Annotated in this window: 24 protein-coding genes and 2 pseudogenes; 10 read left to right on the top strand and 16 right to left on the bottom strand. The window is 60.9% G+C overall.

Annotated features, from left to right (window positions below; genetic code table 11):
• Window positions 1–6: 6 nt before the first annotated feature.
• Window positions 7–894: a manganese catalase family protein gene (locus PQR54_RS03815; protein WP_408244128.1), complete on the top strand. Its 888-nt coding sequence runs from the start codon at window positions 7–9 to the stop codon at window positions 892–894.
• A gap of 581 nt (window positions 895–1475) precedes the next feature.
• On the opposite strand, the pseudogene PQR54_RS03810 reads toward PQR54_RS03815, so the two are convergent.
• From PQR54_RS03810 to PQR54_RS03775, 8 genes and pseudogenes are all read right to left on the bottom strand, one after another.
• Window positions 1476–1679: pseudogene (locus PQR54_RS03810) on the bottom strand (hypothetical protein); the annotation flags it as partial.
• 166 nt (window positions 1680–1845) lie between these two features.
• A complete protein-coding gene (locus PQR54_RS03805; RefSeq protein WP_408244127.1) occupies window positions 1846–3390 on the bottom strand; it encodes an IS630 family transposase in 1545 nt (514 codons plus the stop codon).
• A 479-nt stretch (window positions 3391–3869) separates the two neighbouring features.
• Window positions 3870–4148 carry a hypothetical protein gene (locus PQR54_RS03800; protein WP_408244126.1) on the bottom strand — a complete coding sequence of 93 codons (279 nt, stop codon included), beginning with the start codon at window positions 4146–4148 and terminating at the stop codon, window positions 3870–3872.
• Window positions 4149–4323: 175 nt separating this feature from the next.
• The gene (locus PQR54_RS03795; RefSeq protein WP_408244125.1) at window positions 4324–4536 is read right to left on the bottom strand and encodes a helix-turn-helix domain-containing protein; all 213 of its coding nucleotides are present in this window, start codon (window positions 4534–4536) and stop codon (window positions 4324–4326) included.
• Window positions 4537–4580: 44 nt separating this feature from the next.
• Window positions 4581–4820 carry a helix-turn-helix domain-containing protein gene (locus tag PQR54_RS03790; protein ID WP_408244124.1) on the bottom strand — a complete coding sequence of 80 codons (240 nt, stop codon included), beginning with the start codon at window positions 4818–4820 and terminating at the stop codon, window positions 4581–4583.
• 111 nt (window positions 4821–4931) lie between these two features.
• Window positions 4932–5261 (bottom strand): hypothetical protein, encoded by a 330-nt coding sequence (locus PQR54_RS03785; protein ID WP_408244123.1) that lies wholly within the window; start codon window positions 5259–5261, stop codon window positions 4932–4934.
• Window positions 5245–6228, bottom strand: a complete 984-nt coding sequence (locus PQR54_RS03780; protein ID WP_408244122.1) for a hypothetical protein — start codon at window positions 6226–6228, stop codon at window positions 5245–5247. The genes PQR54_RS03785 and PQR54_RS03780 overlap by 17 nt, the downstream gene beginning before the upstream one ends.
• Before the next feature lie 518 nt (window positions 6229–6746).
• The gene (locus tag PQR54_RS03775) at window positions 6747–7151 is read right to left on the bottom strand and encodes a DUF6088 family protein (RefSeq protein WP_408244121.1); all 405 of its coding nucleotides are present in this window, start codon (window positions 7149–7151) and stop codon (window positions 6747–6749) included.
• Between the two features lie 1362 nt (window positions 7152–8513).
• Here PQR54_RS03775 and PQR54_RS03770 point away from each other — a divergent pair.
• Entirely contained in the window at window positions 8514–8801 is a 288-nt protein-coding gene (locus PQR54_RS03770) for a helix-turn-helix domain-containing protein (protein ID WP_211605911.1), read from the top strand.
• A gap of 871 nt (window positions 8802–9672) precedes the next feature.
• On the opposite strand, the gene PQR54_RS03765 is transcribed toward PQR54_RS03770, so the two are convergent.
• Complete coding sequence (locus tag PQR54_RS03765; RefSeq protein WP_408244120.1) at window positions 9673–10509, bottom strand: HNH endonuclease; 837 nt, start codon at window positions 10507–10509, stop codon at window positions 9673–9675.
• A 53-nt stretch (window positions 10510–10562) separates the two neighbouring features.
• Between PQR54_RS03765 and PQR54_RS03760 the strand changes: the two genes are divergently transcribed.
• From PQR54_RS03760 to PQR54_RS03730, 7 genes and pseudogenes are all read left to right on the top strand, one after another.
• Window positions 10563–11105 carry a DUF3732 domain-containing protein gene (locus PQR54_RS03760; RefSeq protein WP_408244119.1) on the top strand — a complete coding sequence of 181 codons (543 nt, stop codon included), beginning with the start codon at window positions 10563–10565 and terminating at the stop codon, window positions 11103–11105.
• Between the two features lie 199 nt (window positions 11106–11304).
• Window positions 11305–11676, top strand: a pseudogene (locus PQR54_RS03755) (glutamate synthase-related protein); the annotation flags it as partial.
• Between the two features lie 218 nt (window positions 11677–11894).
• Entirely contained in the window at window positions 11895–12902 is a 1008-nt protein-coding gene (gene glyQ / locus PQR54_RS03750; protein WP_106310562.1) for a glycine--tRNA ligase subunit alpha, read from the top strand.
• A gap of 15 nt (window positions 12903–12917) precedes the next feature.
• The gene (gene glyS, locus PQR54_RS03745; RefSeq protein WP_408244118.1) at window positions 12918–15017 is read left to right on the top strand and encodes a glycine--tRNA ligase subunit beta; all 2100 of its coding nucleotides are present in this window, start codon (window positions 12918–12920) and stop codon (window positions 15015–15017) included.
• Window positions 15018–15027: 10 nt separating this feature from the next.
• Window positions 15028–15582 carry a D-glycero-beta-D-manno-heptose 1,7-bisphosphate 7-phosphatase gene (gmhB, locus tag PQR54_RS03740; protein WP_408244117.1) on the top strand — a complete coding sequence of 185 codons (555 nt, stop codon included), beginning with the start codon at window positions 15028–15030 and terminating at the stop codon, window positions 15580–15582.
• Window positions 15583–15622: 40 nt separating this feature from the next.
• Window positions 15623–16381 (top strand): lysophospholipid acyltransferase family protein, encoded by a 759-nt coding sequence (locus tag PQR54_RS03735; protein WP_408244116.1) that lies wholly within the window; start codon window positions 15623–15625, stop codon window positions 16379–16381.
• 44 nt (window positions 16382–16425) lie between these two features.
• Window positions 16426–17328: a M48 family metallopeptidase gene (locus PQR54_RS03730; RefSeq protein ID WP_408244115.1), complete on the top strand. Its 903-nt coding sequence runs from the start codon at window positions 16426–16428 to the stop codon at window positions 17326–17328.
• 80 nt (window positions 17329–17408) lie between these two features.
• Here PQR54_RS03730 and PQR54_RS03725 read toward each other — a convergent pair whose 3' ends face one another.
• From PQR54_RS03725 to PQR54_RS03715, 3 genes are all read right to left on the bottom strand, one after another.
• Window positions 17409–17807: a hypothetical protein gene (locus PQR54_RS03725; protein ID WP_408244114.1), complete on the bottom strand. Its 399-nt coding sequence runs from the start codon at window positions 17805–17807 to the stop codon at window positions 17409–17411.
• Window positions 17808–17833: 26 nt separating this feature from the next.
• Window positions 17834–18220: a lactoylglutathione lyase gene (gloA, locus tag PQR54_RS03720; protein ID WP_408244113.1), complete on the bottom strand. Its 387-nt coding sequence runs from the start codon at window positions 18218–18220 to the stop codon at window positions 17834–17836.
• An 87-nt stretch (window positions 18221–18307) separates the two neighbouring features.
• Window positions 18308–19429 (bottom strand): porin, encoded by a 1122-nt coding sequence (locus PQR54_RS03715; protein WP_408244112.1) that lies wholly within the window; start codon window positions 19427–19429, stop codon window positions 18308–18310.
• Window positions 19430–19686: 257 nt separating this feature from the next.
• Here PQR54_RS03715 and PQR54_RS03710 point away from each other — a divergent pair, with 257 nt between their 5' ends.
• Window positions 19687–20622, top strand: coding sequence for a DMT family transporter (locus tag PQR54_RS03710; protein ID WP_408244111.1), 936 nt, complete (start codon window positions 19687–19689; stop codon window positions 20620–20622).
• A 45-nt stretch (window positions 20623–20667) separates the two neighbouring features.
• Here PQR54_RS03710 and rsmA read toward each other — a convergent pair whose 3' ends face one another.
• The 4 genes from rsmA to PQR54_RS03690 form a co-directional block, all read right to left on the bottom strand.
• Window positions 20668–21498, bottom strand: a complete 831-nt coding sequence (rsmA, locus tag PQR54_RS03705; RefSeq protein ID WP_012431739.1) for a 16S rRNA (adenine(1518)-N(6)/adenine(1519)-N(6))-dimethyltransferase RsmA — start codon at window positions 21496–21498, stop codon at window positions 20668–20670.
• 147 nt (window positions 21499–21645) lie between these two features.
• The gene (gene pdxA / locus PQR54_RS03700) at window positions 21646–22656 is read right to left on the bottom strand and encodes a 4-hydroxythreonine-4-phosphate dehydrogenase PdxA (protein ID WP_408244110.1); all 1011 of its coding nucleotides are present in this window, start codon (window positions 22654–22656) and stop codon (window positions 21646–21648) included.
• Between the two features lie 4 nt (window positions 22657–22660).
• On the bottom strand, window positions 22661–24022 hold the full coding sequence (locus tag PQR54_RS03695) for a peptidylprolyl isomerase (RefSeq protein ID WP_408244109.1): 1362 nt from the start codon (window positions 24020–24022) through the stop codon (window positions 22661–22663).
• A 67-nt stretch (window positions 24023–24089) separates the two neighbouring features.
• Window positions 24090–26456 carry an LPS-assembly protein LptD gene (locus tag PQR54_RS03690; RefSeq protein ID WP_408244108.1) on the bottom strand — a complete coding sequence of 789 codons (2367 nt, stop codon included), beginning with the start codon at window positions 26454–26456 and terminating at the stop codon, window positions 24090–24092.
• Window positions 26457–26629: the final 173 nt, after the last annotated feature.

Raw genomic sequence — 26629 nt, 5'->3', positions numbered from 1 at the left:
AATGAAATGTTCGTGCACAACAAACGGCTTCAATACACCGTCCGCGTGGCAGCGCCGAATCCCGGCCTGGCCAATCTGCTGCTGGAACAATTCGGAGGGCCGCAAGGCGAACTGGCTGCCGCTTGCAGGTATTTCACACAAGCAGTCGGCGAAGACGACCCGGGCCGCAAGGATTTGCTGTTTGACATTGCCACCGAAGAACTAAGTCACCTCGAAATCATCGGGTCTATCGTGGCTATGCTAAACAAGGGCGCGAAGGGTCAGCTTGCGGAAGGGGTGGAAGCGGAGGCCGAACTCTACCGTTCGCTCACGGGAGGCGGTAACGACTCTCACACCACTGCGCTTCTATATGGGGGCGGGCCGGCTCTTACCAACTCGGCCGGCGTTCCTTGGAGCGCAGCATATATCGACACAATCGGCGAGCCTACGGCAGACCTGCGTTCAAACATCGCCGCAGAGGCGCGGGCCAAGATTGTCTATGAACGCCTGATGAACGTGACCGATGACCCCGGTATCTCTGAAGCGCTTGGATTTTTGATGACCCGGGAGATTGCCCACCAGAAGTCGTTTGAGAAAGCGCTGCATTCGATACAACCCAACTTCCCGCAAGGCAAGCGCCCGGGGGTGCCGGAATTTACAAACGTCTACTACAACATGTCGCAGGGCGATGAGTCGCCACGAGGTCCCTGGAACGAAGGTCCCGGTTGGGAATATGTCGAAGCCCCCGAGCCGGCGGTCGACGGTGGCGATGGGCTGGCCACGGTGAATGTCTCCGGCGCCGACGTGAAAGTGTTGTCGGCAATGGCTGCGCGGACAGCTTCGGACACGACCTCGGACCCAACTACCGGTGCCGACCTCGGTTCCGGACAGAACGTGGCAGCGCCCGAGAAGTAAGCGTTTGCGACGGCGGCGGCGCCTTTCGCCGCCGCTTCGCAATCCCCGAGGTACTGCACAACGTTGCACGCCCGTGACCCCTTGGCTCCGACGGACCGGCCCGAGCCGGGCAAGGTCACCCGAACTCCCGCCCGTCGCCCGCGGAACGCGATTCGCTCCAGTGATTCATCCAGCGGTCACGGGCCTATCCGCCGCCATGGGTAGCACCGGGCCCCTTCCATCGCGACAGCGCCTTCAGAAACCACGTTCTCTTTCGCCGGCTCCAGTCGTCCACCATTCCTCGGGTGGTCTTGAACGCGGCATCCGATTTGTTCAGCACGTGTTGAAAGACAAGCATCGAATCCTTGGTGTGTTCAGATATCTTTTCCTCCTGTAGCAGCAAGAAAATAACCGCGTGTGTCCGTCCAATCCGCTCAAGGTGCAGCAAGAAATGCGTTATAGACGACGCGACATCTAAAAAAATTTGCGAATTCAATTTAGTAAAAGCGCGTCGCAATTTCAAGGGACTAGGGCATGTGGCTGAAGCTGGCTCCGTGACGACGCACTCAAAACCTCCGACGCCGACGCCATCGTTTTGGCCGTTACTGGATGGGCGGCACGACTCCTAACTTCTCAGCAAGCATCCGTTCGTAGACCCCGAAATGCAGGTTAACTTCTTCCTGCGTCACCGGCCGAACCAACAGATTCACCTGGTCCGGCAGCAGGCCCATCACGGTAGCAATTGCCGCCTCCAGTTGCGGTGCACAAACGCGGTCCTCCGCGAGCGTTGTCCCGATAGCGCCTTCGGTAACTTCCGAACGGTCTCGCCGGCTATGGAATGCCGGCGCGTTCGGGTACATGGGCATCTTGTTCGCAGGTGCAAACTGCTACCGCCGCCCAAGCGCCATCATCATCGGCCGCCTCCGCACCACCGGCCGCCCTCTCCGTATCGATAATGAAGTCCCGAACGATTCATCTGTATGCCGGGTCCTTGCAATTGTTCGCAGCCGAAAACTCGCTCGTCGTCCGCTCCTTTCGCCAGATTGCTTTGCCCGCGCGTTTCGGATGTTCCGTGAAGTGCTGATTGCGCTCTGCGAAATAGCGGTCAATTGCCGCCTTCGCAGCATCCGCGGACGCGTAGTCACTATTGTGGATGATGGCTCTCGCCATGCCACTGAAGACTGATTCGATGACATTCAGGAATTGAGCACTTGCAGGCAAAGGAGCCAGTTCCAGAATCGGCTGATGACGCGATTGCGCTGACTCATTGTGGTCGGAGATGAACGCCGACAGCTTTTTCGAAAGGTGCCAGGAGGCTGCGTCCCACGAGAGGTATAGCTTCCGCATCACACCGTACTCGTCGAGCAGGGCAGTTGCCATGCGAATCATCTCATCGGTGTTCTTGGCCGTGGAATAGAAATGCGTCACCTGGTTGGACGACAACTCCAGTGCGGCCGTGCAAATCAGACACCCCTTCGATTTCTGCCATTGCGGAACATTCGGCTGAACATCGGGGGCCGCCAGCACGCGGCCCGGCTTCATAGTGACGGAGAAGGGCCCAAACTCGTCGATAGAGAAGAACCGTTCGTCTGGCTGAAGGTTGGCCAGAACCGACCGGATGAGGTCAAGTTTTTCCCGATAATTGGGGTCGGTGCTTGTGAGGACAATCTTGGCCGATTTCCAGCGATAGCCGGCGTGCCGCATTATCGACCGGATAGCGTCCATGCCCGCATGATGCCCACGCACCGCCAGAACGCGTCGCAGGTCGTCCATTTTCCATGTCGTCCTGTTAATGCCTGATGCAGACGGTGGCTCGTGCAACAGCGTGAAAACCGCGCTCTTCAGCGCTTCGTCGTCCTCCCTGCGGGAGCGGTTCGTTTTTGCGAACAGTGATTCCAACCCAGCTACCTTGTAGTCGCCGATGTACGTGCGAACGGATGCGCGGCTAATGGCGAGATGCGTCGCGATTTCACGTAAGGAAAAACCTGCTTCGTGTGCCAGCACGGTAAGCGACTTATGGCGCTGGTTCCTTGATACCGGCAACAGCATTCGCATCAGCCTGTCCTGTTGCCTACCATCCTCACCTGCTGGCACAGAAACGAGTCCCTGTTCGACTTGATACATCCAGTTCTGCCATCGCTGTCGGCTCCGCTCAGCAGAGCCTATCTTCGGAGATTCGAGAACACCCCATCTGCGCAATCGACGCCCGGCTGCCTCTACGAGTTCCTCCGTGTCGTCCTCGCTAAACAAGCGGGCCAGGAACTGCGCTGCCCCGCGCTCCGGGAGTGCACGTACGATGCGTTGGACCGCTAACCATGGCACTGCCAGTTTTCGGCAGCGGGTGGCATCTCTCGTATTGTCGGTGACCCGGCGGTAGCTTGGGGGCAACTCGAAGTGGACCATTTTCCGGACAGTGTTCCGGCTCATGGCCTCGACTTTTGCGACATAACGGATGGATTCGCACTTTTTGAGAACCCGCGCCCGGATACGCGTCCACTCTTTGATATTTGAGTACAAGGGGAGCCTCCTCATCTGGGCCGCATCGAAATAGCATGACCCTATCGGTGGCCACAAGACGGTAAGGGCGACCGCAGAACTATTGAAACGCAGCCAGCATCTTGATGAAATTTCGCTTGGCACGGTAAGCCCTCCGGATTTCGTCGAGTTCTATGGTGAACTGCGCGTGCTCGCTCAGTTCCGCTCTCAACCGGCCGATGGCCCGTACGATTCCAGCAGCCTCGTCATATCGCGCGTTCCGTGTGACGTTTTCCGCCGCTATTGGCAGTAAGCGATGGTACAGCGCAATGGCGTCACGCGGTCCGCGTCTGTGCGCGCGGCAGTATAGGTGCCATCCGCATTTGCGCTTGCCAGCAATTTGCCGTCGCTGATTAGCTGAGGACGTAGGTAGACGTCGCATTCGACCGATGTCTGCCGTCGCAATGACTTAGCAACTAACTCACGTCCGCCCGGACATAAGCCGACTGTCACGCGCAGCATTACTTCGCTCGAATGGCTTTGTGAACGCGCTCCGCGAGGGCCACTGCTTCGCTTGGCGACATCGGCAGCGGCTCGAGCGGCGCTACATTCAAGACCCAGTCGGCCAACCGACTGACAAGTGAGGCATCGCCTGCGTTCAGTCCAAGCACCGCCATCGAATGCGCCAACGATTCCAACTGTGGAGAACAGCAATAAATGGCATCAAACGCTGCACGTACACGCGTAGACTCGGTCAGCCCGGCATCGCGAGCATCGGCAATCAGATTCTCGTATCGCACGTCAGCTCCAGTTTTGTCTTGAGTTCCGCCAGCACCAAGGGCTCGCTGATACCGAGGAGCGGGTCGGCTCGCGCCAGATTTGCGCGGCGCCGAGCGGGCCAGTGAAGATAGTCATCATCTAGCTCTAACCAAGCATTGGGGCTTGCGGCGCAGAACGTCACTCCATATATGCATCTCACAGCCCGGGCGGTTCGTCGTCCTCCGTCTGAGTGTCGAGATATCGCCTTACCCTTTCGTCCAATTCTCGCCGGTAACGCATGACAGACCCCTCATCGACGATGTACTCGCCGTCATGGCCGAGCGCACCGTGAAGGTGTCCGCATTCCAGCAGATGTCTAACGTGCGACCGGCTTACGAATAGAAACTTGGCGACTTCGGCGATGGTCATGTTTGGCTCCGCTAGGGGCGGGCAACTGTACGAGCAGTCTGCGGTCACTTTTGTTTGTTGTGGATGTCGGCGCTTTCCGAGACGCGCGCAAGGTTTTCGAGCGTCCTGCGGCCGCGCCGTCTTGCTCTCAAGCGGTAAGCCTCCGCTTCTTTGCGTGCGACCGTGTGCGTGTCATCCGGATTTTTGCTGGCGCGCAGTTTGCCGTCGCCGATTAGCTTGACAACATAGGCGGGTGAGACGTTCAACATCTCCGCAACTTCGGCGACGGTCATGGTTTGGTTCATGTTCATACCCTTGGTAACTGTGGGCGAGCCGGCGTCGTCAACGGCTTCCAACGTTCGCGCGGTATCTGGCGAATCGACGCAGAATCGACGCAGAATCGAGTCTACGGTCCGTTAGCCGTACCGGTGGAGCAACGCTCGCAGCCTTTCGACAAGCCAGTCCGCTTCGACAACGCTTACCCAGCCTTTGACTTCAATCGCGCGTATTATTCGCTGCAACGTCACATCCAAGGAATGCTGCGGATACTTTGCTGCGTCCTTTCGAGCCTTCGCGACCAGTTGCTGCGCGAGGTCTTCACATAACTCCCATCGCTGGTAGCGCTCATCGTCCGTCTGCCCAACGATAAACTCGCCGTCAATGAGGCGCGCGGCTAGTTTTGGCTGCGCTCCGGACAGCGACGCTGGTGTCACGTCTCGGGGGACGTCGTCAGGCACGTTTCGCATTGGTGAGATGAGCGATGACTCGCTTCGCAATATCAATAAGGCTTTTGTGATTGCCCGCAGGCGTTGTCTTTGAGCCAGGCGTCGTGTCGGGCGCAGAAACAATACGCATGCGGATATCTTTGCCGTCCACTACGATTTGGACGCAAGCTTCTGGCATCAGCGAACCATCTCCAGCAGTTTGTCGTTCAACAAAGAGAGTAAATTTCCGTACGTCCGGATACGGTCCCAGCGGCCATTCGTATCCGGGTGCATTTAGCGCCTCCGACGCACGCTCCCACAACGGTCTGCGCGGGTCAATCTCCGCACTCGCCGTGTAGCACGGCGCGACGCCATCCGGCTGAGCCAAATAATCGCCCTGATACAGACTCACAGTAGTACGCGACCACTCCGCGGCCCAAGCCACTGCTGCTCGCCGGAGCGTCTTGAAATCACTGTCGTCTTCGAGCATGTCGAGCGGCCTGCGGTCACCTAAACTACCCCGTGCCGACGACAGGAATTCACTTCGAGACCATGGCGGAGCCGGGACGATGATTCGGCAGATTGTCCGCAGCCGCCGTAGGTTATGTGCACGGGTTGCCAGCACGGCCGGAATGAAGAGACCTCCATCCACATCAACGCTAAACAGGCTCCCATCGCCGAGCAGTTGCTCAAGTCGCCTCTTAGTCACGCGGATTCGCCGCCGAAACTCTATGGGTGACAGCAGTTCTCGATTTGCAATCATCCCACGACGGCGGTCGAGCGCTTGCTGCCAAAGATGGTCGCGCAAAATGTCGCCACCGACGTCCTCTCCGGCTTCCAAGTAAGCGTCAAGCACAATCTGCTCGATGCGAGCGATTACATCGTTCGGCAACTGCGCGAACCTGGTGCGGTCCGCTGCCGGCAGCCGGAACTTGTTAGAAGCGATTGTGCGTACAAGAGAGGACGCCAGAAACTGCGGGATGTCGTACTCCGCATCGATGCGTCGCATTGCTATATCCCAACCCGAGTTAGCCATTGCGAACTCCGGAACTTGCGACGGTGACACCGTCGGCGCACGCATGCTGTAGCACACGCCGCGCGGTTGTTACGGCGTCGTCTCCAATCGGACACAGAATGGGTGAAAGGTGCGTTAGCGAATGTGCAGTTTGGACAGTTGCATACGCGAGGCTTGCCTCGCACGTAATGTCGATTCGATATGTTGTCGACATGCCGTCGTTGGCGCGCTCGCCTGGAAGCGTCTCGAAGATGAAAAGTGTCACTCGGTTTGATATGGCGTACGGACCACGCGGCGACGGTTTCGCGAGTGCGTCGAATGCCCGCTCCCATGTCGAACCGCCCGTCAGAATTGAAATTCCGTCGCAAACGACATCCAAGGACTGCCCGGTACAGTCGCCCAGATAAACGGATACTGCCGTCCGACCTTCGACAGTGTGCGAAGAAATGTCCTCATGCCTGCTCATGGTGTCTCCTAATGAGCACTCAACGACGCCGGGCGTTGCGGATTCTTTAACAATCGCGCTCGTACAGCAACCGTTTGCTCCCGACCTGAATCTTTCGGGTGATTCGGCGTCGCCCCGTATGCACGACAGGAGCCATGGGAATTTGCGTCGTCTGTCCGGCGTTGTAGTCCGCCGCTAGCGTCCCTGGCGTAACCTCGATGCCGAGCTTTCGCAGGGTCTCGGCGGCAATTGTTTCGAACGGAGCGGCGGGTGCCAATTTGCCAGTAAAGCGATTTGGTTTGGTTTTGGCATACACGCCTCTGCTGACTCGAACTAACGCCCCGTCGCTGACCAACTTCGCAAGCACACGACTAAGCTGTGCATGACTCCCCAGCGGCGCAAGCTCAGCGCGCAAGACGACTACGCTCTGCCGCCTAGCGATTGAACGCAGCACACGTGACTCCAGTTTCATGGTTGCCTTCGTAGGCTCTCCGACCATTGCGTTGGGCTGACCGCGAGCTTTCCTCGCTGCCGCAACTTAATTTAGCTCCAGCGGAATCCGACGCGGTCCGGCGAGGACAAGCGTCACTTCGTTTCGCCACGTCGCATCCTGTCCATCAGGCTCGCGACCGCAGGCTGATGCTCGATGCTTGCAAGGTGCAGCAACACGCCAAGGCAAATATCGGACGCAGAGTGGGCTGGGTCCACACGCACGCGCGCGATTTTTACCGCTGGCTGGCCAGTTGCAACGGCCTCACCGCGAACCCGTCCTGCAGAGTCAATCGTCACGTTGAAGCGCGCCGCGGCATCCTGTACCGGTCCTCGCGCACGCTCCACGAAGCATGAAAGATGCGCTACGCGGGTTGACTTGGACGTCGACACCTCGCGGACCGCGGGAGCCTTGTCTGACACAAGCTGAGCGCTTTGGTACCGATACAAGGCGTGGTACGCATCGCCCCAAATGTCCGGGGCGCCGCTGTGCTGTATGCAACCTGTGTACATCTCCTGGACCCACTTCAAGGCAGAGCCCCATCGACCGACACAAACTGAAATAGCTATGTCCTCACCGGGTCGAAATATTGCGTGGTCGACTACGTACACCGTCATCCTTACTCCTGTTCCTTCACGACCCGCAGCCAAAAACATCGTCTGTTGCCGCCAACGCGTTGCTCATTCCGGTGGCAGTGTCTGGTCTATTGCAGAGCCAGGTTCCTCTGCTATCGAATGCCAGTTTCCCTCGGACGCTGGTTGCTCCAGATAATCGGCCGTGGCATCTCTCCAACTCTTGACTCCATTCTTTGCACACCATTGCAGCCAGACCGCTTGCGCCGCGAGTGAGTATGCGGTGGGACCGTGGAGAACATAGAGCGCGTCCGAGCGGGTGACGCCGACCAACGACTTGGGATTGAACAGTTGGATTTTGGAACTTACCCTTCCGCGCCCGTTGGTAGCTCGACAGCCAACGAAATGCGAGGACCCTGCGTCGGTGCTCAATATTCGCCAGTCCACAAGGTCAACTCGCGGCGCATTTAAAGTGGAGTCCATAGGCATGACTAATTTCCGTTGCTGTTCCGATGTCCGTACAAGCCCTTCGTCTCCGACGTCGCTCTCGAATTCATCCGGGTGGCGAAATTCGTGACGAAGGCCTGACTTTGGTTCGCTCGGTCAAGAACCTGGGGCGACCTAAAATCCATACCGTGGACCCAGGCCTTGCTAGCGCCTCGACAGGTTAAGTTTAGCCAGGCTTAAATGAGATGTAAACACAGTAAATTTAAATAACGTAGATTTACGGTCTGTAGATTAGTAGACTGCAATCGGCCATGCTTCGTCCAACATGGACAAGCTCTACAAAGCGCAGAAAGCTGCTAGGCAAAATCTCTCCGACAACCTAAAGTCGTTCCGAGAGAAGAACAAGATTTCGCAGGAAGCCCTAAGCGACCTTGCGGGGTTTCATCGCACCTATGTCAGTCAGCTTGAAAGACAAGTAATTAACCCATCGCTCGATACCTTGGCGGCGCTAGCGGTCGCGCTCAACGTCGACCTTCCTGTCCTGCTTTCAGCTCACGATGGGCCGCCCGCGACTTTAAAGCGCGGCCGGCCGCCTTCTAAAAAGTCTGGCTGAATCGTCGCGGCCACGCCTCCCCCGTCACGCGCCGGTTGTCGCACGTAGCGACGGTTCGATAGTTACCCGTTTAGCAGCGACTGCCGAACCATAGGGCGATGACATCCCGCCGCCAGCGAAGCAACTCTCGGTCATAAAGTTCGGCGCGTGGGGGCAGCAACCAAGGGCGGTGCTTTGCTCGCGAAACGACCGCGTGCTCGGATATGCCGAGCAATGCGGCCAGTTCGGAGGGGTCGAGATAGGTTACGGGTTGGGGTAGGTCGGTTTCCATGCGCTCTGTAGCGAGCCGGTTTTAGACAACCAACGTTGAACCCATTGAAGGCAGGACCGAGTGCGATTTCCACGAAAGCCTCAGACCCGCGTTGACGTTAAGTCGAATAAGAGAAAACGCGCTGAATCGATACTGACGAATCCGACTCGTAACACCCCCCGCTACGCCAGCCGGAATGTCATTGGTCGGCGTCGCGACCAGCGACTCGCTCGTGAGTGTTCTGGATGCAATTCGGAGAGAGCTAGGCTGGCGTGACGACCGCACGCCCAGAACTGGTCTTTTGCATTGAATCAGCGTTGCGCTTGTGCGCTGTAAACTTGGTTTGCAATTTGATAACGTGGCGTTTTCCCTTGCGAACAAACGCTGCGAGAAGGGTCGCGTTCTCGGAAATAAGTCCGTTGGAAACACCCGGCTACTGAAGTGACTGGAGTTTGACCTCGTAGTTGTAACGCCGGATGCTTGCGAGACCCGGCATCATTGGTACGTAAGCATCCGGGCAACCTTTGCGGCGGAGACAGCTTCTCGTAAAGGCGTCAAGCTATTCAAATTGAAACCGCACTACCTCCCTGCGCTTGAAAGATTGTGCACACTAGCAGCGTTTCACTCCTCTATCTGCTGAAATCCACCGGTGTAAAAGTCTTCGCTTTCGGCCAGACATCGGTACAGCCCTGCCATCCAGCTGTTCAGATTTGCCCGCGACCTCGCAGTAGCAATTCTCAACAATTCATCGCGCAATGCGTCAGGTCCCGATTCGAAGTTGCTCCGGTATAGCTCCTTATTCTCCGACAGCTCGGCCGCAGCGTGGCTTGAATACAGCTCATTGAGTTGCAGAATGTCAAAGTGATGTCGAGCGCGCGCCATGTCGACGGGTGACATCCCAGGAGCATCAAGAATCTGATACGACACCGTGAGTCCCTCGTCAATTTCGAGCGATGCCCCGAGTACGCAGTGCTCGCCCCAGTTATCAAAGTATGGGTGGAAAGTTTCTTCGATGCGGGTTTGAGCCACGTGCGCAAGTTTGGATTTGTTGCAATCCGCGCAGGCAGGTACCAAGTTGGCCGGGTATACGGCGAGCTCTGGATATTTCGTTTGGGGCAGATAATGGTCCAGCGTTTTCACAATTCGATGACCACAAAGCGGACAACGCCGAAATTTCGCGCTTGCTTTTATACGGTCGTAGGTCGGTCGCCCAAAACCTCCAACCAACACGCGGTCGTATACGCCAGAAAGCTGGGCTGCGGTCACGCCGACCGGGTCCTCTTCACCGAAAACGGAAAGGTCTCCTGCTTCTGCTAGCCTCAGATACTCGCGAGCTCGACGCTCGACGCGTGGACCTTCGGCAACAAGCGCAGCACGCAACGCCCGGTCTTGGGTATGTAAAGCTAACTCTTCGAACAGTCTTTTCGCGTCGTCGTCAGGGCAAGCCATACCAATCATTCTTCGCGTCCCCGCAGAAGCGAACGCGCAACCGCACGTCCCTCAGCACCAAGTTGGTCATTAAAGGCTGCGAGCACCTGCTCAAAGTCCTGCGATTTCGCCACCGCTTTCATTCGCAGCTCGATGTTGAACGCAAGGACGCGCCTGCACGACTTAACATCAAAGAGCTGACGGTCGGCGTGACCGACTACGCTGGACGCGAAGACTTCCTTTGGCAACTAGGCAGTGGCGCAAATTGGCTTTCGTATCACGTCGCAGCGATACTAGCCCTTCAGGCCTTTTTTCTTAATCAAACTCAGTCCCCGGTACCCGCGCTGGTTATCTTTGACCAACCGAGTCAGGTGTATTTTCCGCGCCGGCTCGCCAGGCGAGAAGCCGAAATGGATGAGCTGCTTGATGAAGACGTCCAGTCAATCCGCGGCTTCTTTGACGCGATGGGTAAGCTAGCAGTTCACTTCAAGGGGAAACTCCAGATTATCGTGCTGGACCATGCCGGCTCCGACGTTTGGGGAAACCTCGAGGGAGTGGAGCTCGCTGAAGAATGGCGCGGCGAAGATTATCTTGTTCCGCCGACGTGGTTTGACTTACCCGACTAATGCAAAATACGTTGCCGAGCAATTGACGAGGCACTTTGACCCACGGTGGCATGCGCCGATGGCAGCTCACCGACGCGGGTTCCGTCCAGCGTTCAGATTGCTTAAAGGGTCGCAACATTGAATAGTTATACAACTATCCGGAAACCCTGTACTCACTCACATCGAGCCGAATAGTTGTCTTTTGGGGGGCATACCATGCGGCTGCATCCAGGCGCAGACCTGCCACACGGGGCGCTGCCCAACCGGCGTCGCGACCCAGGACCCCGTGCGCCAGCGGGCGCTGGTGGTGCCGGACAAGGCCGACCGCGTGTTCAACTTCCATCACAACACGCTGCATGCGCTGAAGGAAATCATTCAGGCCGCGGGGCTGAAGCATCCGGCGGAACTGCGCGCGCATCACATCGTGCGGCGCGTGTCGTCGCATGAGGTGCGGTTGATGTCGGAACTGCTGAAGTATCTCGAACCGAACGATCTGCTCAACGGCAACCATCGGTACTCGTTGTTCGAGAAGTACTGGCCGGTGGCGCAAAGCGATTCGTTCTCGCCGAAGGTGGAGCTGGCGGCGACCTGAGCCGGCGGCCGATACGGTCGGCAAGACGCACGACCAAAGATGAAGGGCCGCCACACGCGGCCCTTTGTCGTCTAAAGCGCACTCGAACTCCCGTCCGACCCCGCAAAACGGACACCCCCCTCCCTTTCCGTTAAAATCTCCGGTTTAGCACTTCGCTCCACGGCCAGCCTGGCGCGCTTCGGCGCTCACGGCGCGGCCTCATGCCCGAAAGGCACTTCATGCTCACGTTTCAGCAAATCATCCTGACCTTGCAGTCCTACTGGGACAAGCAGGGTTGCGCGTTGCTCCAGCCGATCGACATGGAAGTCGGCGCGGGCACGTCCCACGTCCATACCTTCCTGCGCGCGGTCGGCCCCGAGCCGTGGCGCGCGGCGTACGTGCAACCGTCGCGCCGTCCGAAAGACGGCCGCTACGGCGAGAATCCGAACCGTCTGCAGCATTACTACCAGTATCAAGTGGTGCTCAAGCCGGCGCCGGAAAACATCCTCGACCTGTACCTCGGCTCGCTCGAAGCCCTCGGCTTCGACCTGAAGCAGAACGACGTGCGCTTCGTCGAAGACGACTGGGAAAATCCCACGCTCGGCGCCTGGGGCCTCGGCTGGGAAGTGTGGCTGAACGGCATGGAAGTGACGCAGTTCACGTACTTCCAGCAGGTCGGCGGTCTGGATTGCAAACCGGTGCTCGGCGAAATCACCTACGGGCTCGAACGCCTCGCCATGTATCTGCAGAAGGTCGAGAACGTCTACGACCTCGTCTGGACCGAGTGGGAAGAGCAAGGCCCGAACGGCCCGGAACTGCGCCGCCTGACTTATGGCGACGTGTACCACCAGAACGAAGTCGAACAGTCCACCTACAACTTCGAATACGCGAACGTCGAGTTGCTGTTCTCGATCTTCAACAGCTACGAAGCCGAAGCCAAGCGCATGATCGAAGCGCAGATCGCGCTGCCCGCCTATGAGCTCGTGCTGAAGGCCGGCCACACGTTCAACCTGCTCGACGCGCGCGGCGCCATCTCGGTCACGGAACGCGCGGCGTATATCGGCCGCATTCGTGCGCTGTCGAAGCTGGTCGCGCAGGCCTACTACGATTCGCGCGAAAAGCTCGGCTTCCCGATGCTCGGCAATCCGGTGCACGGCGTGCCCGGCCTCACGACCGACGAACAGGATGCCGCGATGCCCGCGTGGGCGCCGCCGCTGAAAGTCGAACGCAAGATCGACCAGGACTGACGAGAACATCAAGAAATGACTCAACCCCACCAAGCTACCCTGCTCGTCGAGCTGCTGACCGAAGAACTGCCGCCGAAAGCGCTCGCGCGCCTCGGCGACGCCTTCGCAGAAGGCATTGCGCAGCGCCTCGCGGCGCGCGACCTGATCGAAGGCGAACTGTCGTTCGAACGTTATGCCACGCCGCGCCGTCTCGCTGTCACGATCAAGAACGTGCGCGCCGTCGCGCCGGAAAAACACGTGCGCGAAAAAGTGCTGCCGGTTTCCGTCGCTCTGGATAAGGACGGTCAGCCCACCGCGCCGCTGGCGAAAAAACTCGCCGCGCTCGGCTTCCCCGATTTTTCGGTGAACGACCTGGAGCGTGCGCAGGACGGCAAGGCCGAAGCCTTCTTCCTGCGCTATGCCGCACCGGGCGCCACGCTTGCCGACGGCCTGCAAAGCGCGCTCGACGAAACGCTCGGCAAGCTGCCGATCCCGAAGGTCATGACGTATCAGCGCCCGGACGGCACCAACGTGCAGTTCGTGCGTCCGGCGCAGCGCCTCACCGCGCTGCATGGCGAACAGGTCGTGCCGGTGAGCGCGCTCGGCATCGACGCCGACGACACCACGCTCGGCCATCGTTTCCTCTCCGAAGGTTTCGTGCAGATCCAGCACGCGGATACGTACGCCGAGACGCTGCTGCATAAAGGCCGCGTGGTGGCGAGTTTCGCGGACCGCAAGGAAACCATCCGCACGCATCTGCTCGCGCAAGCCGACGGCGATCAGGTCGTGATGCCCGAATCGCTGCTGGACGAAGTGACGTCGCTGGTCGAATGGCCGGTGGTGTACGCGTGCCGTTTCGAGGACGAATTCCTGCAAGTGCCGCAGGAATGTCTGATCCTCACCATGCAGACCAACCAGAAATATTTCGCGCTGACCGATGCGAACGGCAAGCTGCGCTCGCGCTTCCTGATCGTGTCGAACATCGAAACGTCCACGCCGGGCGATATCGTCGAAGGCAATGAACGCGTGGTGCGTCCGCGTCTGGCCGACGCGAAGTTCTTCTTCGAGCAGGACAAGAAGAAGCCGCTCGCGGACCGCGTGCCGTTGCTCGCGAACGTCGTGTATCACAACAAGCTGGGCTCGGCGCTGCAACGCGTGGAGCGCGTCGAAGCGCTGGCCGGCGCGATCGCCGAACTGACCGGTGCGGATGTGGCGCTCGCGAAGCGCGCCGCGCGTCTGGCCAAGGCCGACCTGATCACCGACATGGTCGGCGAATTCCCCGAGTTGCAAGGCACGATGGGCACGTACTACGCCCGCCACGACGGCGAGCCGGAAGAAGTCGCGCTCGCGTGTTCGGAACACTATCAGCCGCGCTTCTCCGGCGACGCATTGCCCGCAAGCGCGACCGGCACCGTCGTCGCGCTGGCCGACAAGCTCGAAACGCTGGTCGGCATCTGGGGCATCGGCCTGCAGCCTACCGGTGAGAAAGACCCGTTCGCGTTGCGCCGTCACGCGCTCGGCGTGCTGCGCATTCTGGTCGAGAAGCAACTGCCGGTCGACCTGGTCGAACTGCTGCGCACGGCTTATGCGCAATTCGCCGCGGTGCCGAACGTGGCCGATTCGACGCAAGCCATTTACGAATTCAGCATGGACCGTCTGCGCGGCCTGCTGCGTGAACGCGGCTACGCGCCGGGCGAAATCGACGCGGTGCTGGCGCTGAACCCCACGCGTCTCGACGACATCGTCGCGCGTCTGGACGCCGTGCGTGAATTCGCGGCGTTGCCGGAAGCGGCGTCGCTCGCGGCGGCCAACAAGCGCATCTCGAACATTTTGAAGAAGTCGGAAGGCGCGGCGACCGGCGGCGTCCAGGTCACGCTGCTCATCGAAGCGGCGGAAAAAGCCTTGCATGCGCAACTAGAACAAGTCGCGCCACGCGTGCAATCGCAACTCGCCGCACGCGACTACACGGGCGCGCTCACCGCGCTCGCCGCGTTGCGCGAACCGGTCGACACGTTCTTCAACGACGTGATGGTCAACGCCGAAGATCCGGCGTTGCGCGCCAACCGTTTGGCTTTGCTCGGCGCACTGCATCAGCAGATGAATTGCGTCGCCGACATTTCCCGACTCGCCGCCTGAGCCCCGCGCCATGCCGACCAAAAAAGTGGTGATCCTCGACCGCGACGGCGTGATCAACGTCGACTCCGACGCGTTCATCAAGTCGCCCGACGAATGGGTGGCACTGCCCGGTTCGCTCGAAGCGATCGCGCGTCTGAATCAGGCCGGCTATCGCGTGGCGATCGCCACCAACCAGTCGGGCATCGGCCGCGGCCTGTTCGATATGAACGCGCTCAACGCAATGCATCTGAAGATGCATCGCATGGCGGCGGCGGTCGGCGGACGCATCGACGCGGTGTTCTTCTGCCCGCATACGTCGGAAGATCACTGCGAGTGCCGCAAGCCCAAGCCCGGCATGCTGAAGATGATCAACGAGCGTTTCGAGGTCGATCCGGAGCAAACGCCGGTGGTCGGCGACTCGCTGCGTGATCTGCAAGCAGGTGCGTCGCTCGGGCATCCGCCTCATCTGGTGCTGACCGGCAAGGGCCGTAAAACGCTCGAGGCCGGCGGCTTGCCCGAAGGCACGATCGTCCACGACGACCTGCGCGCCTTCGCGCTCGACTTCCTCGCCGACGCTCAAGAATAACGCGCATCACGCGCGTCCCTATTGCTCACTGACCACGCCGATGCGCTTCATTCGTTCTTTGCTTCTGCTGATCTATTTCGTTCTGTTCACGGTGCCGTACGCGACTGCATGCTTCATCGCATTCCCGTTCATGCGCGCCGATAACCGCTACTGGATGGCGGCCGGCTGGTGCCGCGCGACGCTGCACACGGTGCGCTGGCTCAACGGTATCCGCTACAACATCGAAGGCTTCGAGAACCTGCCTGACGGTCCCGCCGTGCTGCTCTCCAAGCATCAATCGGCGTGGGAAACGCTGGCGTTTCCGGCGCTGATGCCGCGGCCGCTGTGCTACGTGTTCAAGCGCGAACTGCTGTACGTGCCGTTCTTCGGCTGGGCGCTCGGCATGCTGAAGATGGTCCATATCGATCGCAAGGAAGGCAAGTACGCGTTCGAATCGGTCATCAAGCAAGGCAAGGCGCGCATGGCCGAAGGCGCCTGGGTCATCATGTTTCCGGAAGGCACGCGCACGCCGACCGGCAGGCAAGGCAAGTACAAAACCGGTGGTGCGCGATTCGCGACGGCCACCGGCGCGCCGGTCGTGCCGATCGCGCACAACGCGGGACGTATGTGGCCTCGCAACTCGTTTCTCAAATATGCGGGTATAGTCACAGTGTCGATCGGCAAGCCGATCGACACGACGGGGCTCACGCCCGATGAAGTGAACACGCGCGTCGAACAGTGGATCGAAGCTGAAATGCGTCGCATCGATCCTACTGCGTACCGCGCGGCGGAAAGCAGTTCCGCCGCCGCACCAATCTGACGCGCCCACGCCCTCGAAGGCGTATTTGCGCGAAGCCGAATCCGATGCAGAAGTCTCCTACGTCGCAGCCTGCTGCGGCGCTCGATAACCGGCAACTCGATCTCCCGCTCTTCGCCGAGCCGGGGTCGACGTCGTCGTCGCCTTCACCTTCCGCACCAACGTCGGGCGCTTCGCAGAACTCGTCAGGCGGCCAGCAGCCGGCCGTGCCGCTCGCGCCGGATGGCAGCAAGCTGCGCAGTCTCGCGATCGGCTCACGCACGCTGCACTATGCGCTCAAACGTTCGGCGCGCCGCTCGATCGGCTTCGCGATCGACAGCACGGGTCTCACGATCACCGCGCCGCGCTGGGTCACGCTCGCCGACATCGAAACCGCGATCACCGAAAAGCAGCGTTGGATCTTCACAAAACTGATCGAGTGGCAGACGCGTGTCGAACAGCGCGCGTTGCCGAAAGTCGATTGGAAAGATGGCGCCGAAGTGCCGTATCTCGGTCAGCCCGTGCGCGTGAAACTCGGCGCGCCGCAAGGCATGCTCGCGTTCAGCGCGCAAGATGCGGCGCTCCAAGTGCCGCTGCCGTTGCAGGCGGATCCGCAGCAGATCAAGGACCGCGTGCAAGGCTGGCTGCAGGGTGAAGCGAAGCGTCTGTTCGGCGAGCGCCTCGCGATTTACGCGGAGAAACTGGGCGTGAACTATCGCGCGTACGCGCTCTCGTCGGCGGCGACGCGTTGGGGCAGTTGTTCCAGTGACGGCAAGATTCGCCTGAACTGGCGGCTGATTCACTTCCCGCTTTCCATCATCGATTACGTCGTCGCGCACGAACTCGCGCATTTGCGTGAAATGAATCACAGCCCGCGCTTCTGGCAAACAGTCGAATCGATTTTTCCGGAATTCCGCGAAGCACGGCAGACACTGAAGTCGCATCCGCCGGAATTGCTGCCGACGCTTTAACGCGCCTTTTGTGCCTTGCAGTGCCTTGAAACCGGCGCTTCGATTTCAATCCGAAGCGCCGGCTTGTCACACAGTCCCGCTCATTCCGAGCAGAAAGTTTCCTGCAGATGACGCCACGTCACCTTGCCGTGCGCGTCGAGATCCATCACCGCCGTGGAGCGCCGCACATTCGCGTTGCCGGCGTTGTCGCGCTGATACTCGCGATATTTCACCACCGCCCCTGACGGATACTCGGCGACGATCTCCTTGTCGCGGATCGTGATTTGCGAGCCTGGACGCGCGCCGTGCAGCTTCGAGAAAATCTCGCGCACGCCGGCGTGATCCAGTGCGATGCCCGATGTCATGACCAGCGTGAATTGCGGTGCGAAGCGCGCCATGATTCGCTGCAGCGCGCCTTCGTCCGCGGAACCGTTGAACAGGGCTTCGATTTCAACGTGGATCTCGTCGAGTTCTTTGAAGTAGGGATTGATGTTATTCATTGTCTGACCTCGCCCTGCCGCCAGCCTTATTTCTTCTTCTGGATGAACTCGATCTTGTAGCCGTCCGGGTCCGTGACGAAAGCGATCACGGTCGTGCCGTGTTTCATCGGACCGGCTTCGCGCACCACCGTACCGCCTTGTGCCTTGATTTTGTCACAGGCGGCGTAGGCGTCTTCCACTTCGACGGCGAGGTGGCCGAAACCGGTGCCGAGGTCGTACGACGGCGTGTCCCAGTTGTGGGTAAGTTCGAGCACGGTACCGTTGCGTTCATCTTCGTAACCGACGAATGCCAGCGTGAATTTGCCGTCCGGATAATCTTCGCGGCGCAGCAGTTTCATGCCGAGCAGGTCGGTATAGAAGGCGATCGAACGGTCCAGGTCGCCGACCCGGAGCATGGTGTGAAGCAGGCGCATGATGCACTCCCTGTTGCGTGGTAACGAGACCGTCAATGTACCCGGAATCGCTCGGCGTTGCAGGGAGCGCCACCTGTGAATCAGTACTCAGAACTGATGCCGGATACCCGCCATCAAACCGATCTGCGAGCCCTTTTGCGCGAGCCCCACGCTGTTGACGCCCTGCAGTTGCGCGCCGATCAGGTCGCCGCGATACAGCGAATAATCGCCTTCCAGATAGACGTCCGTGCGCCGGGACAGGTTGTAGTCGGCGACCAGTTGATACTGCCACGCCGAGCCGTCCTGCGCGGCGGTCTTGCCGTCCTGCAACGTGCGCCAGACGTTCGCGGCGAAGTGCCATTTGTTGCTGACCTGTTGCGTGATGCCGCCCATGATCATGCGGCGCCGCGCGAAGTCCGTGTACTTGAGCGCCGCCAGCACGGGCGCGGTGAACGGTCCGTTGGCGAAATTCGAAAAGCCAGCGTCGTTCTGATTGACGATATAGCCGACGGAAAAACGCGTCAGATTCCACGTGTACGCGCCGCCGAACGTCCATGTCTTCGCGGCCGCGCCGTTGACCGAATCTTTCGACACTTCGTACGCGCCGCCCACGCTCAACGGACCGCCTTCGGGTTTATAAGCCGCGGCCGCGCCGATCTGGCTACCATAGGCATTGCCCGCATTGCCGCCGAATGCGTAGCCGGCCGCGAACGTAAAGCCGTTATATCTCGCTTGATATTGCACCTGGTTGCTGGTCCAGATGCCGCCCGTCATGGTGATTTCAGGCTGGAAACTGAAGTCGTACGGGATCCACGAATTGCTGCCGTAGCCGGCCACCGTGACACCTTCGATCACCACGTTGTACTGACGCCCGAGGATGATCTGGCCGTACGAATCCGATCGCACGCCGACCTGTGCTTCATTGAAGAACGGCAGCGTGGGATCGCTCTGGCCGCTGTTGACGTAGATGCGGTTTTCGAGTTTGAAGAAGGTAGACCAGCCGCCGCCGAGATCCTCGACGCCCTTCAGCCCCCAGCGGCTTTGCGTCATGCCGCCCGTGCCGAGTCCGAGCGACGAATCGCCGGCCTTGTTGGCGTGAGTCAGGTAGCGCACGCTTTCGTCGACCACGCCGTACAGCGTCACGCTGGATTGCGCCTGCGCCAACTGACACCCCAACGACGCCAATGCCGCCGGCACCGCGACCGCCGCCAACCTGCCTACGTTCTTCATAGCTTCTCCTCGTACAGGCTCCGCGTCGCGCGGATGGAGTTCGTCTGCTTGGAATGTCCTGACAAAACCTTAGTGGCAGAACCTTAGCGCGAAACGCGAGCCGTGCGAAATTAGTCTGAAGCAGGTGTTGCTAAGTCGGCAAAACGCCTGCGGCCTTGCTTGCGGCCTAAAAGAAGCACGCGTAGGCAATGGGGTCATCGGCGGGCAGCGTGGGCAGGTTTGCTATCGTACGAGCTATTTCCGACCCGACACCGCCCATGAGCACCTCCGCCCTGCCCGCACGCCGCGCCCCGGATAGCTTCGCCATCCTGTTGATGATCGGCCTGTGCGCGATCTGGGGCCTCCAGCAAGTCGCGATCAAAAGCACCAACGCCGCCGTGCCGCCGGTCTTCCAGGCGGGCCTGCGTTCGGCGATTGCGTCGGTGCTGGTGTGGGGCTGGGCGCGCTCACGCGGCACGCCGCTCTTTCGCGACGACGGCACCTTGGGCGCCGGCCTGCTCGCGGGCGTACTGTTCGCGGGCGAGTTCGTGTGCATTTTTCTCGGCCTGACGCTGACCAGCGCGTCGCGCATGGCGGTCTTTCTGTACACCGCACCGTGCTTCACGGCGCTCGGCCTGCACTGGTTCGTCGACGGCGAGCGCATGCGGCGGATTCAGTGGGCGGGTATCGTCGTGGCGTTCGCGGGCATCTCGCTCGCCTTCGCGGATGGTTTCCTGCATGGCAACGCCGCCGGCGGTTCGCTGCTCGCGGGTGTCGCGGGCGACGCGCTCGGGGTGCTGGGCGGCATCACGTGGGCCGCGACAACCGTGGTGGTGCGCGCCACGCGGCTCGCGCAATCGAGCGCCAGCAAGACGCTGTTTTATCAACTGATGGTGTCGGCGGTGGTGCTGCTCGCGCTTGCGCTCGGACTCGGCCAGGCGCATGTGGAAACCGTTACGCCGCTGACCGTGGTGAGCCTCGCGTATCAGGCCGTGATCGTGGCGTTCGTCAGCTATCTGCTGTGGTTCTGGTTGCTGACGCGCTATATCGCTTCGCGCCTGTCGGTGTTCTCGTTTCTCACGCCGCTGTTCGGCGTGACCTTCGGCGTGCTGCTGCTCGGCGAGTCGTTCAGTCTGCGCTTTCTGATGGCCGCGGTGCTGGTGCTGACCGGCATCGCGCTGGTCAACGCACCGGCAAAACGCGTGACGGGCTAGAGCATCGCGTCATTCGAGACCGCAGTCTCGCTACTCCGCCAAGGCCTAGGCTTTGGCCGCCACGATCTGCGCCACGCGCACGTATTCGTCCACCGGCACGTCTTCGGCGCGGCGTTGCAGGTCGAACCCAAGCGCCTCGAAATCCACCGAATCACGGTACGCCGCGAGCGTGTTGCGCAGCATCTTGCGACGCTGCGAGAACGCGGCCGTCACCACTTCGCCGAGCACGCGCTCGTCCACTGGCGCCAGTTCATGCAGTTCGTACGGGATCATGCGCACGATCGCCGAATCCACTTTCGGCGGCGGGTTGAATGCTTCGGGCGGCACGTCGAGTTGCTTGTCGATCACGTAGCGGTATTGCAGCATCACCGAGAGACGGCTGAACGCCTTGGTGCCCGGCTCCGCCACCATCCGCTCGACTACTTCGTTCTGCAACATGAAGTGCTGATCGATCACGCGATGCGCGAACGACGTCAGATGAAACAGCAGCGGGCTAGAAATGTTGTACGGCAGATTGCCGACAATGCGCAGCGACGCTTTTTCACCCGGCGCGGCCAGCGAGCCGAAGTCGAACGCGAGCGCGTCGCCGGCGTGAAGTTCGAGCAGGCCGCCGAATTTCGTCTTCAGACGGCCGATCAGATCGCGGTCCAGTTCGACGGCGTGCAAGGGCGCTTCCGGCGTCGCCAGACGCTCGATCAGCGGCTCGGTGAGCGCGCCGAGACCCGGCCCGATCTCGACCATACGCTCGCCGCGTTGCGGCCGGATGACATCGACGATCGAATCGATCACGCCCATGTCGACCAGAAAGTTCTGACCGAAACGCTTGCGCGCGATATGACCTTGGTGCCGGCCCTGTTGCTGTCTGCTGGTGGACATCGAAGAAACGCTAAGAAAGAGAACTGCTTAAGAAAAGGAACTGACTGAGCGGCGCGCAGTTGCTGGATGCGCCCGACGCGCTCGCCGAGCTGCATACGCTGCTGCTAGCGGCAGGATACACGCGCGCAGTTGCACGGCAGCGCCGAGTCAGCCCGCGCGGCGGTGCTGCGCCATCGACACCGCCGTCTCGATCGCGGCGATCAGGCTGCCCGCGTCGGCGCGGCCGGTGCCGGCCAGATCGAGCGCGGTGCCGTGATCGACCGAAGTGCGGATGATCGGCAAACCGAGCGTGACATTGATGCCTTCGCCGAACGTGGCGTACTTCAACACCGGCAGACCCTGATCGTGAAACATGGCCAGCACGCAGTCGGCTTCATCCAGATAACGCGGCTGGAACAGCGTGTCGGCCGGATACGGACCGCGCGCGTCGATGCCTTGAGCGTCCGCGAGCTTCAGCGCCGGCGTGATGACCTCGATTTCCTCGCGGCCCAGGTAGCCGTTTTCGCCCGCGTGCGGGTTCAGCCCCGTCACGAGGATGCGCGGCGCCGGCAAGCCGAAGTGATGCCGCAAATCGTGATCGATGATGCGCAGCGTTTCGACAATACCTTCGATGGACAGCGCGGCGGACACATCCTTGAGCGGCAGATGCGTGGTCGCCAGTGCGACGCGCAACGGGCGCTTGCCGGTGCCGGCCAGCATCATCACCACGCGCGGCGTGTGCGTGCGCTCGGCCAGATATTCGGTGTGGCCGGTGAACGGCACGCCGGCATCGTTGATGGTGCTCTTTTGCAGCGGCGCGGTGACGATCGCGTCGAACGTGCCGGCTACCGCGCCGTCGATCGCGCTGTCGAGCAGGTCGAGCACGTAGCGACCGTTGGCCGCGTTGAGCTTGCCCGCGACAGCAGGCGCGCCGAGTGGCCGATGCTGCAGACGCACGCGCTTGCCGTCCGCCACCAGCGCGTTCCAGTCGACGCCCACGGCGTGCGCGCGTTCGGCGAGCAAGTCTGCGTCGCCCAGCACGGTGAACTGCGCGTGGGGCCAATGCGCCGCCGCGCCCGCCAGTGCCTGCACCGTCAATTCGGGACCGACGCCGGCGGGCTCGCCGGTCGTGATCGCGATCTGCGACGGTGGGCGGGCGGACTGGGTGGCGCTTGTCATGGCGTTATTGCGTGCTCGACAGAGTGGGCTTCACTTCCACGTACGCGGTGTCGCGCAGTTCGCGCAACCAGTCGGCGTAAGCCTGTTCCGCCTTGCGCTGACCGATGGCCTGGCGCGCCAGATCCATCTGCTGCGAGACCGAACCTTCGGACTCACGGCGGCCCAGCACCTGAATCAGGTGATAGCCGTATTCGCTGCGGACCGGATCGCTGATCTGGCCATCCTGCAGGTTGTTCATGGCGCGCTCGAATTCCGGCACCGTCTCGCCCGGGCTAATCCAGCCGAGGTCGCCGCCTTGCGACGACGAACCGTCTTGCGAGTAAGTATGCGCGAATTTCGAGAAGTCGCCGCCCGCGGCGATTTCGTTCTTGATTTCGAGCAGTTTCTGACGCGCTTGCGGTTCCGACATGCCGTCGCCGACGCGCAGCAGAATGTGGCGCACGTGCGTTTGCACGAGCTTCGGCGCATCCGAGCTGGTGCCCTGACCCGCACGGCGATCGACCAGACGCACGATTTCGAAACCGTCGTTGGTGCGGATCAGATCCGGATTGACTTCACCGGGACGCATGGTCGAGACAGCCTTGACGACTTCAGGCGGCAGCTTGGACGGCGCAACGAAACCGATATCGCCGCCTTTCGATGCATCCGGCGCCTGCGAATTCGACTTCGCCAGCTTGTCGAAATTGGCGCCGCCCTTGGCTTCGGCAAGCAACGCCTGGGCCTTCTGCTGCGCCGCTTCGATGTCCGTCTCCGGCGCGTTCAGCGGCGCCTTCAGGAAGATGTGCTGAAGATGCAGGTCGCTCGTCGCGCCAGCGTTCGGGCCACGCTGACTGGCGATGTAGTTCGCGACTTCGGCGTCCGACACCGTGACCTTGCTGTCCACTTCCTTCTCGCGCAGGCGGGAGAGCGTCAGTTCGGTACGCGCGTCGCTGGTGAACGTGCTCCAGGGCACGCCTTGCGCCTCGATGCGCGAGCGGTACACGTCGAGCGACAGGTTGTTCGCCGCGGCCAGCCGTTCGAGCGTTTTCTGCACGGTGGCGTCGTCGATGTTGATGTTGTCTTCTTTGGCCTTCTGCAACTGGATGCGTTCCAGCACCATCTGGTTGAGCACCTGCTGACGCAACTGGTCCATCGGCGGGACCGGCGCGTTCTGCTGGTTCAGGCGGCGGGTAATCAGGCCCATGCGTTCGTCGAGCTCGCGCCGCGTGATGACACCGTTGTTGACCACTGCGGCAATGGTGTCGACCGTCTGGCCGCTACTGCCGCCCAGCGCCTGCGCCTGCACCGGCGCGACCGACAGGAAAGACGCCGCGGCGGCCAGACCGGCCGCAAGCGTTGCCAAGCGAAGCTTTTTCATGATTGCCACAGATACTCCAATGATGTCGGGCGCGCCTGGCCCGTCTTTTCGCACTTTATAAATGATCGGGCGAGCGTCATTCGTAATTGGTGAAACGCGACTCCGGCGGCGGCGGTGGCGGCAACGGCGTATAGCCCGCCACGCTGGCGCGGAATGCGCTCATCAGCCCGTTGTCGACGCTCGACAAGCCCTTGAACGTCAACTGCGCGAGGAACCGCGTGCTCGACTGATTCTGCCCCGAGGTGTTCAGACCGTTCGCGTAGCGCTGGATCCCCGCGCCGAGCGTCCAGCAATCGGCGTCGTACTGCAGGCCGACCAGACCGTCGACGATGCGATGACCGCCCAGGTCGTAATTGAAACGGCCCACGCCGAACACCCGATGCGTGAGCGGCCATTGCCCCGAGATCAACACCTGATTGATCGGCTGGTTGTCCAGCGTGGTGTTCGCGCGGGTGTAACGGTACCCGACGTTGATCACCTTGCCGGTGGCCGGGCTGAACCCGAAGCCGATGCTCGTCTTCACCAACTGGTTGTTGTCGGCATTATATTGGAACGCCGTTTCCGAAGCGAAACCGGCGCCGAGCTTGAACGACGCACCCGCGATCAGGTCCGAATGCGTGGCCTGCGTGCTGGTCTGCGTAGGCTGCAGCGTGACGCGCTGGTCCTGGAAATAGTACTGCTGCGCGATCACGAAACGCGCCCGCTCGTCGCCCGTGGCCGCGTCGATGAAGCGCGTGGTGAGAGCGGCCGTCAGGCGGTTCGCGTCGGCGATCCGGTCATTGCCGACGAAGGTATTCGGCGTGAAGATTTCCGCGAGGCCGAAGTCGGAGTCGGCGGTGTCGAACAGCGGCGCGGATTCCTGATTGCGATACGGCGTGTACACGTAATACAGACGCGGCTCGAGCGTCTGGATGTAATCCTGGCCGAAGATCCGCACCGAACGGTCGAAGATCAGGCCCGTGTCGAAGGTGAACGTCGGGATCGATTCGGTGAAATTCTTCGGCGTGCCGACCGGCACGTCGTTGCTGATATTGCGCAGGTTGTACGACGCAAAGTGCCATTGCACCTTCGGCGTGACGAAGTAACCCGGCCCGACCACGGAATACGCAAGGTACGGGTTGAACATCACCCGCTGACCTTCGGTCTGGTCCGCGGTGGTGATGCGGAAATTCGTGTAGTCGGCTTCCGCGCCGTAGTCGAAGCCGCCGACGTTGTACTTCGCGTACTTCACGTTCAACTGCGGCTCGCGGCCGTACGGCGCCGTTGAAGGCGCCAGCGTCTGCCAGTGCTGTTCACGCGCGAGCACCGACCACGGACCGTTGCTGTAGGTCAACCCGGCTTCCTGTTGATACAGGAGCTGGGTGCCGTTCATGAACTGACTGACCGACGACGACAGGTCTTCCGGATACGTGTTGTCCGAAACCTTGTTGTAGTAGATGTAGCCGCCGAACCCGTTGCCGAAGTTCTGGTTGTGCTGGATATACAGCGCGTAGCGGTTGGTCTTGGTCAGACGATCGTCCGGCAGGAACTCGCCGGTGATCGAGCCGGAATACGTGGGCGACAGATAACGGAACGTGGACTGCAACTGCACACCGCGCTTGGAGATCAGACGCGGCGTGACCGTCAGATCGCGATTCGGCGCGATATTGAAGTAATACGGCACCGACAGTTCGAAGCCGTTCGACGAACTCAGCGAGAACGTGGGTGGCAGAACCCCGCTGCGCCGCTGGCCCGAAAGCGGGAACGACAGCCAGGGCGAGGCGAACACCGGCACGCCCTGGAAGAACAGCACGCCGTTATGGGCGACGCCTTCGTCCACGCCGGTGTCGAAATCGAACTCGCTGCCTCTGATGTACCAGGCCGGATCGTCCGCGCACTCGCAGGCCGTGTAAGTGCCCTTCGTGAACACCGAGCGCTCGTTGTCGAGCAGGTCGACGCGCTCCGCGCTGCCCGAGCCGCCCGTCACGTTGAAGTGGTACTTCGGCGCGGTCATGAAACCTTCGCTCGAATCCACGCGCATGTGCGCTTCCGGGCCGACGAACGAATTGCCGTTGTTGACCACGTGGACCTGGCCGTACGCGTCGGCCATGTCCGTGTCCTGGTCGTAATGCAGCGCGTCGGCCTTGATCACGACCGTATTGCGGCGCACCTCGGCCGAGCCCTTGGCGGCCATGTCCTGGTCGCTGGTGCCGGTGGTCGCGTCGCCGAGTACGAACGTGGCCGGCTTCTGGCCCGTCTGCAGCGGACGGTCTTCGAGCTGCGGGGCGAGTTGCATGCCCCAGGGCGCGTCGATAGGTTGCGGCTGCGCGGCTTCCCCCACCAGCTGGGCGTGCGCAAGCGCGGGCATCAGGCCCGGAACGGCGATCAACGCCGCGACGAGCCGCCTTTTGCGCGGCACAACAGCACAAGAGGGAGTCGTTTGGGAAAGCTGTCTAGGCGGCATGTATCGTTTGGCGAATCGGCTCGTCCGTCAGCATCTGCAGTCACGGTCCACCGCCTGCACACCCCGACCGTGACAGTCGGCTGCACATCAATATTTACAATCTGTTGAACGATGCGGCGGGCGGTAAAGCGGAATACGCGAAAAGCTGGCGTGAGCCGCGTCAAAAAAGTCGT

The organism is Paraburkholderia phytofirmans (assembly GCF_046028095.1).
Lineage (GTDB): Bacteria > Pseudomonadota > Gammaproteobacteria > Burkholderiales > Burkholderiaceae > Paraburkholderia > Paraburkholderia phytofirmans_A.
Note: the sequence above shows the minus strand (reverse complement) of the source record. Positions and strands in the feature narration are given on the sequence as shown.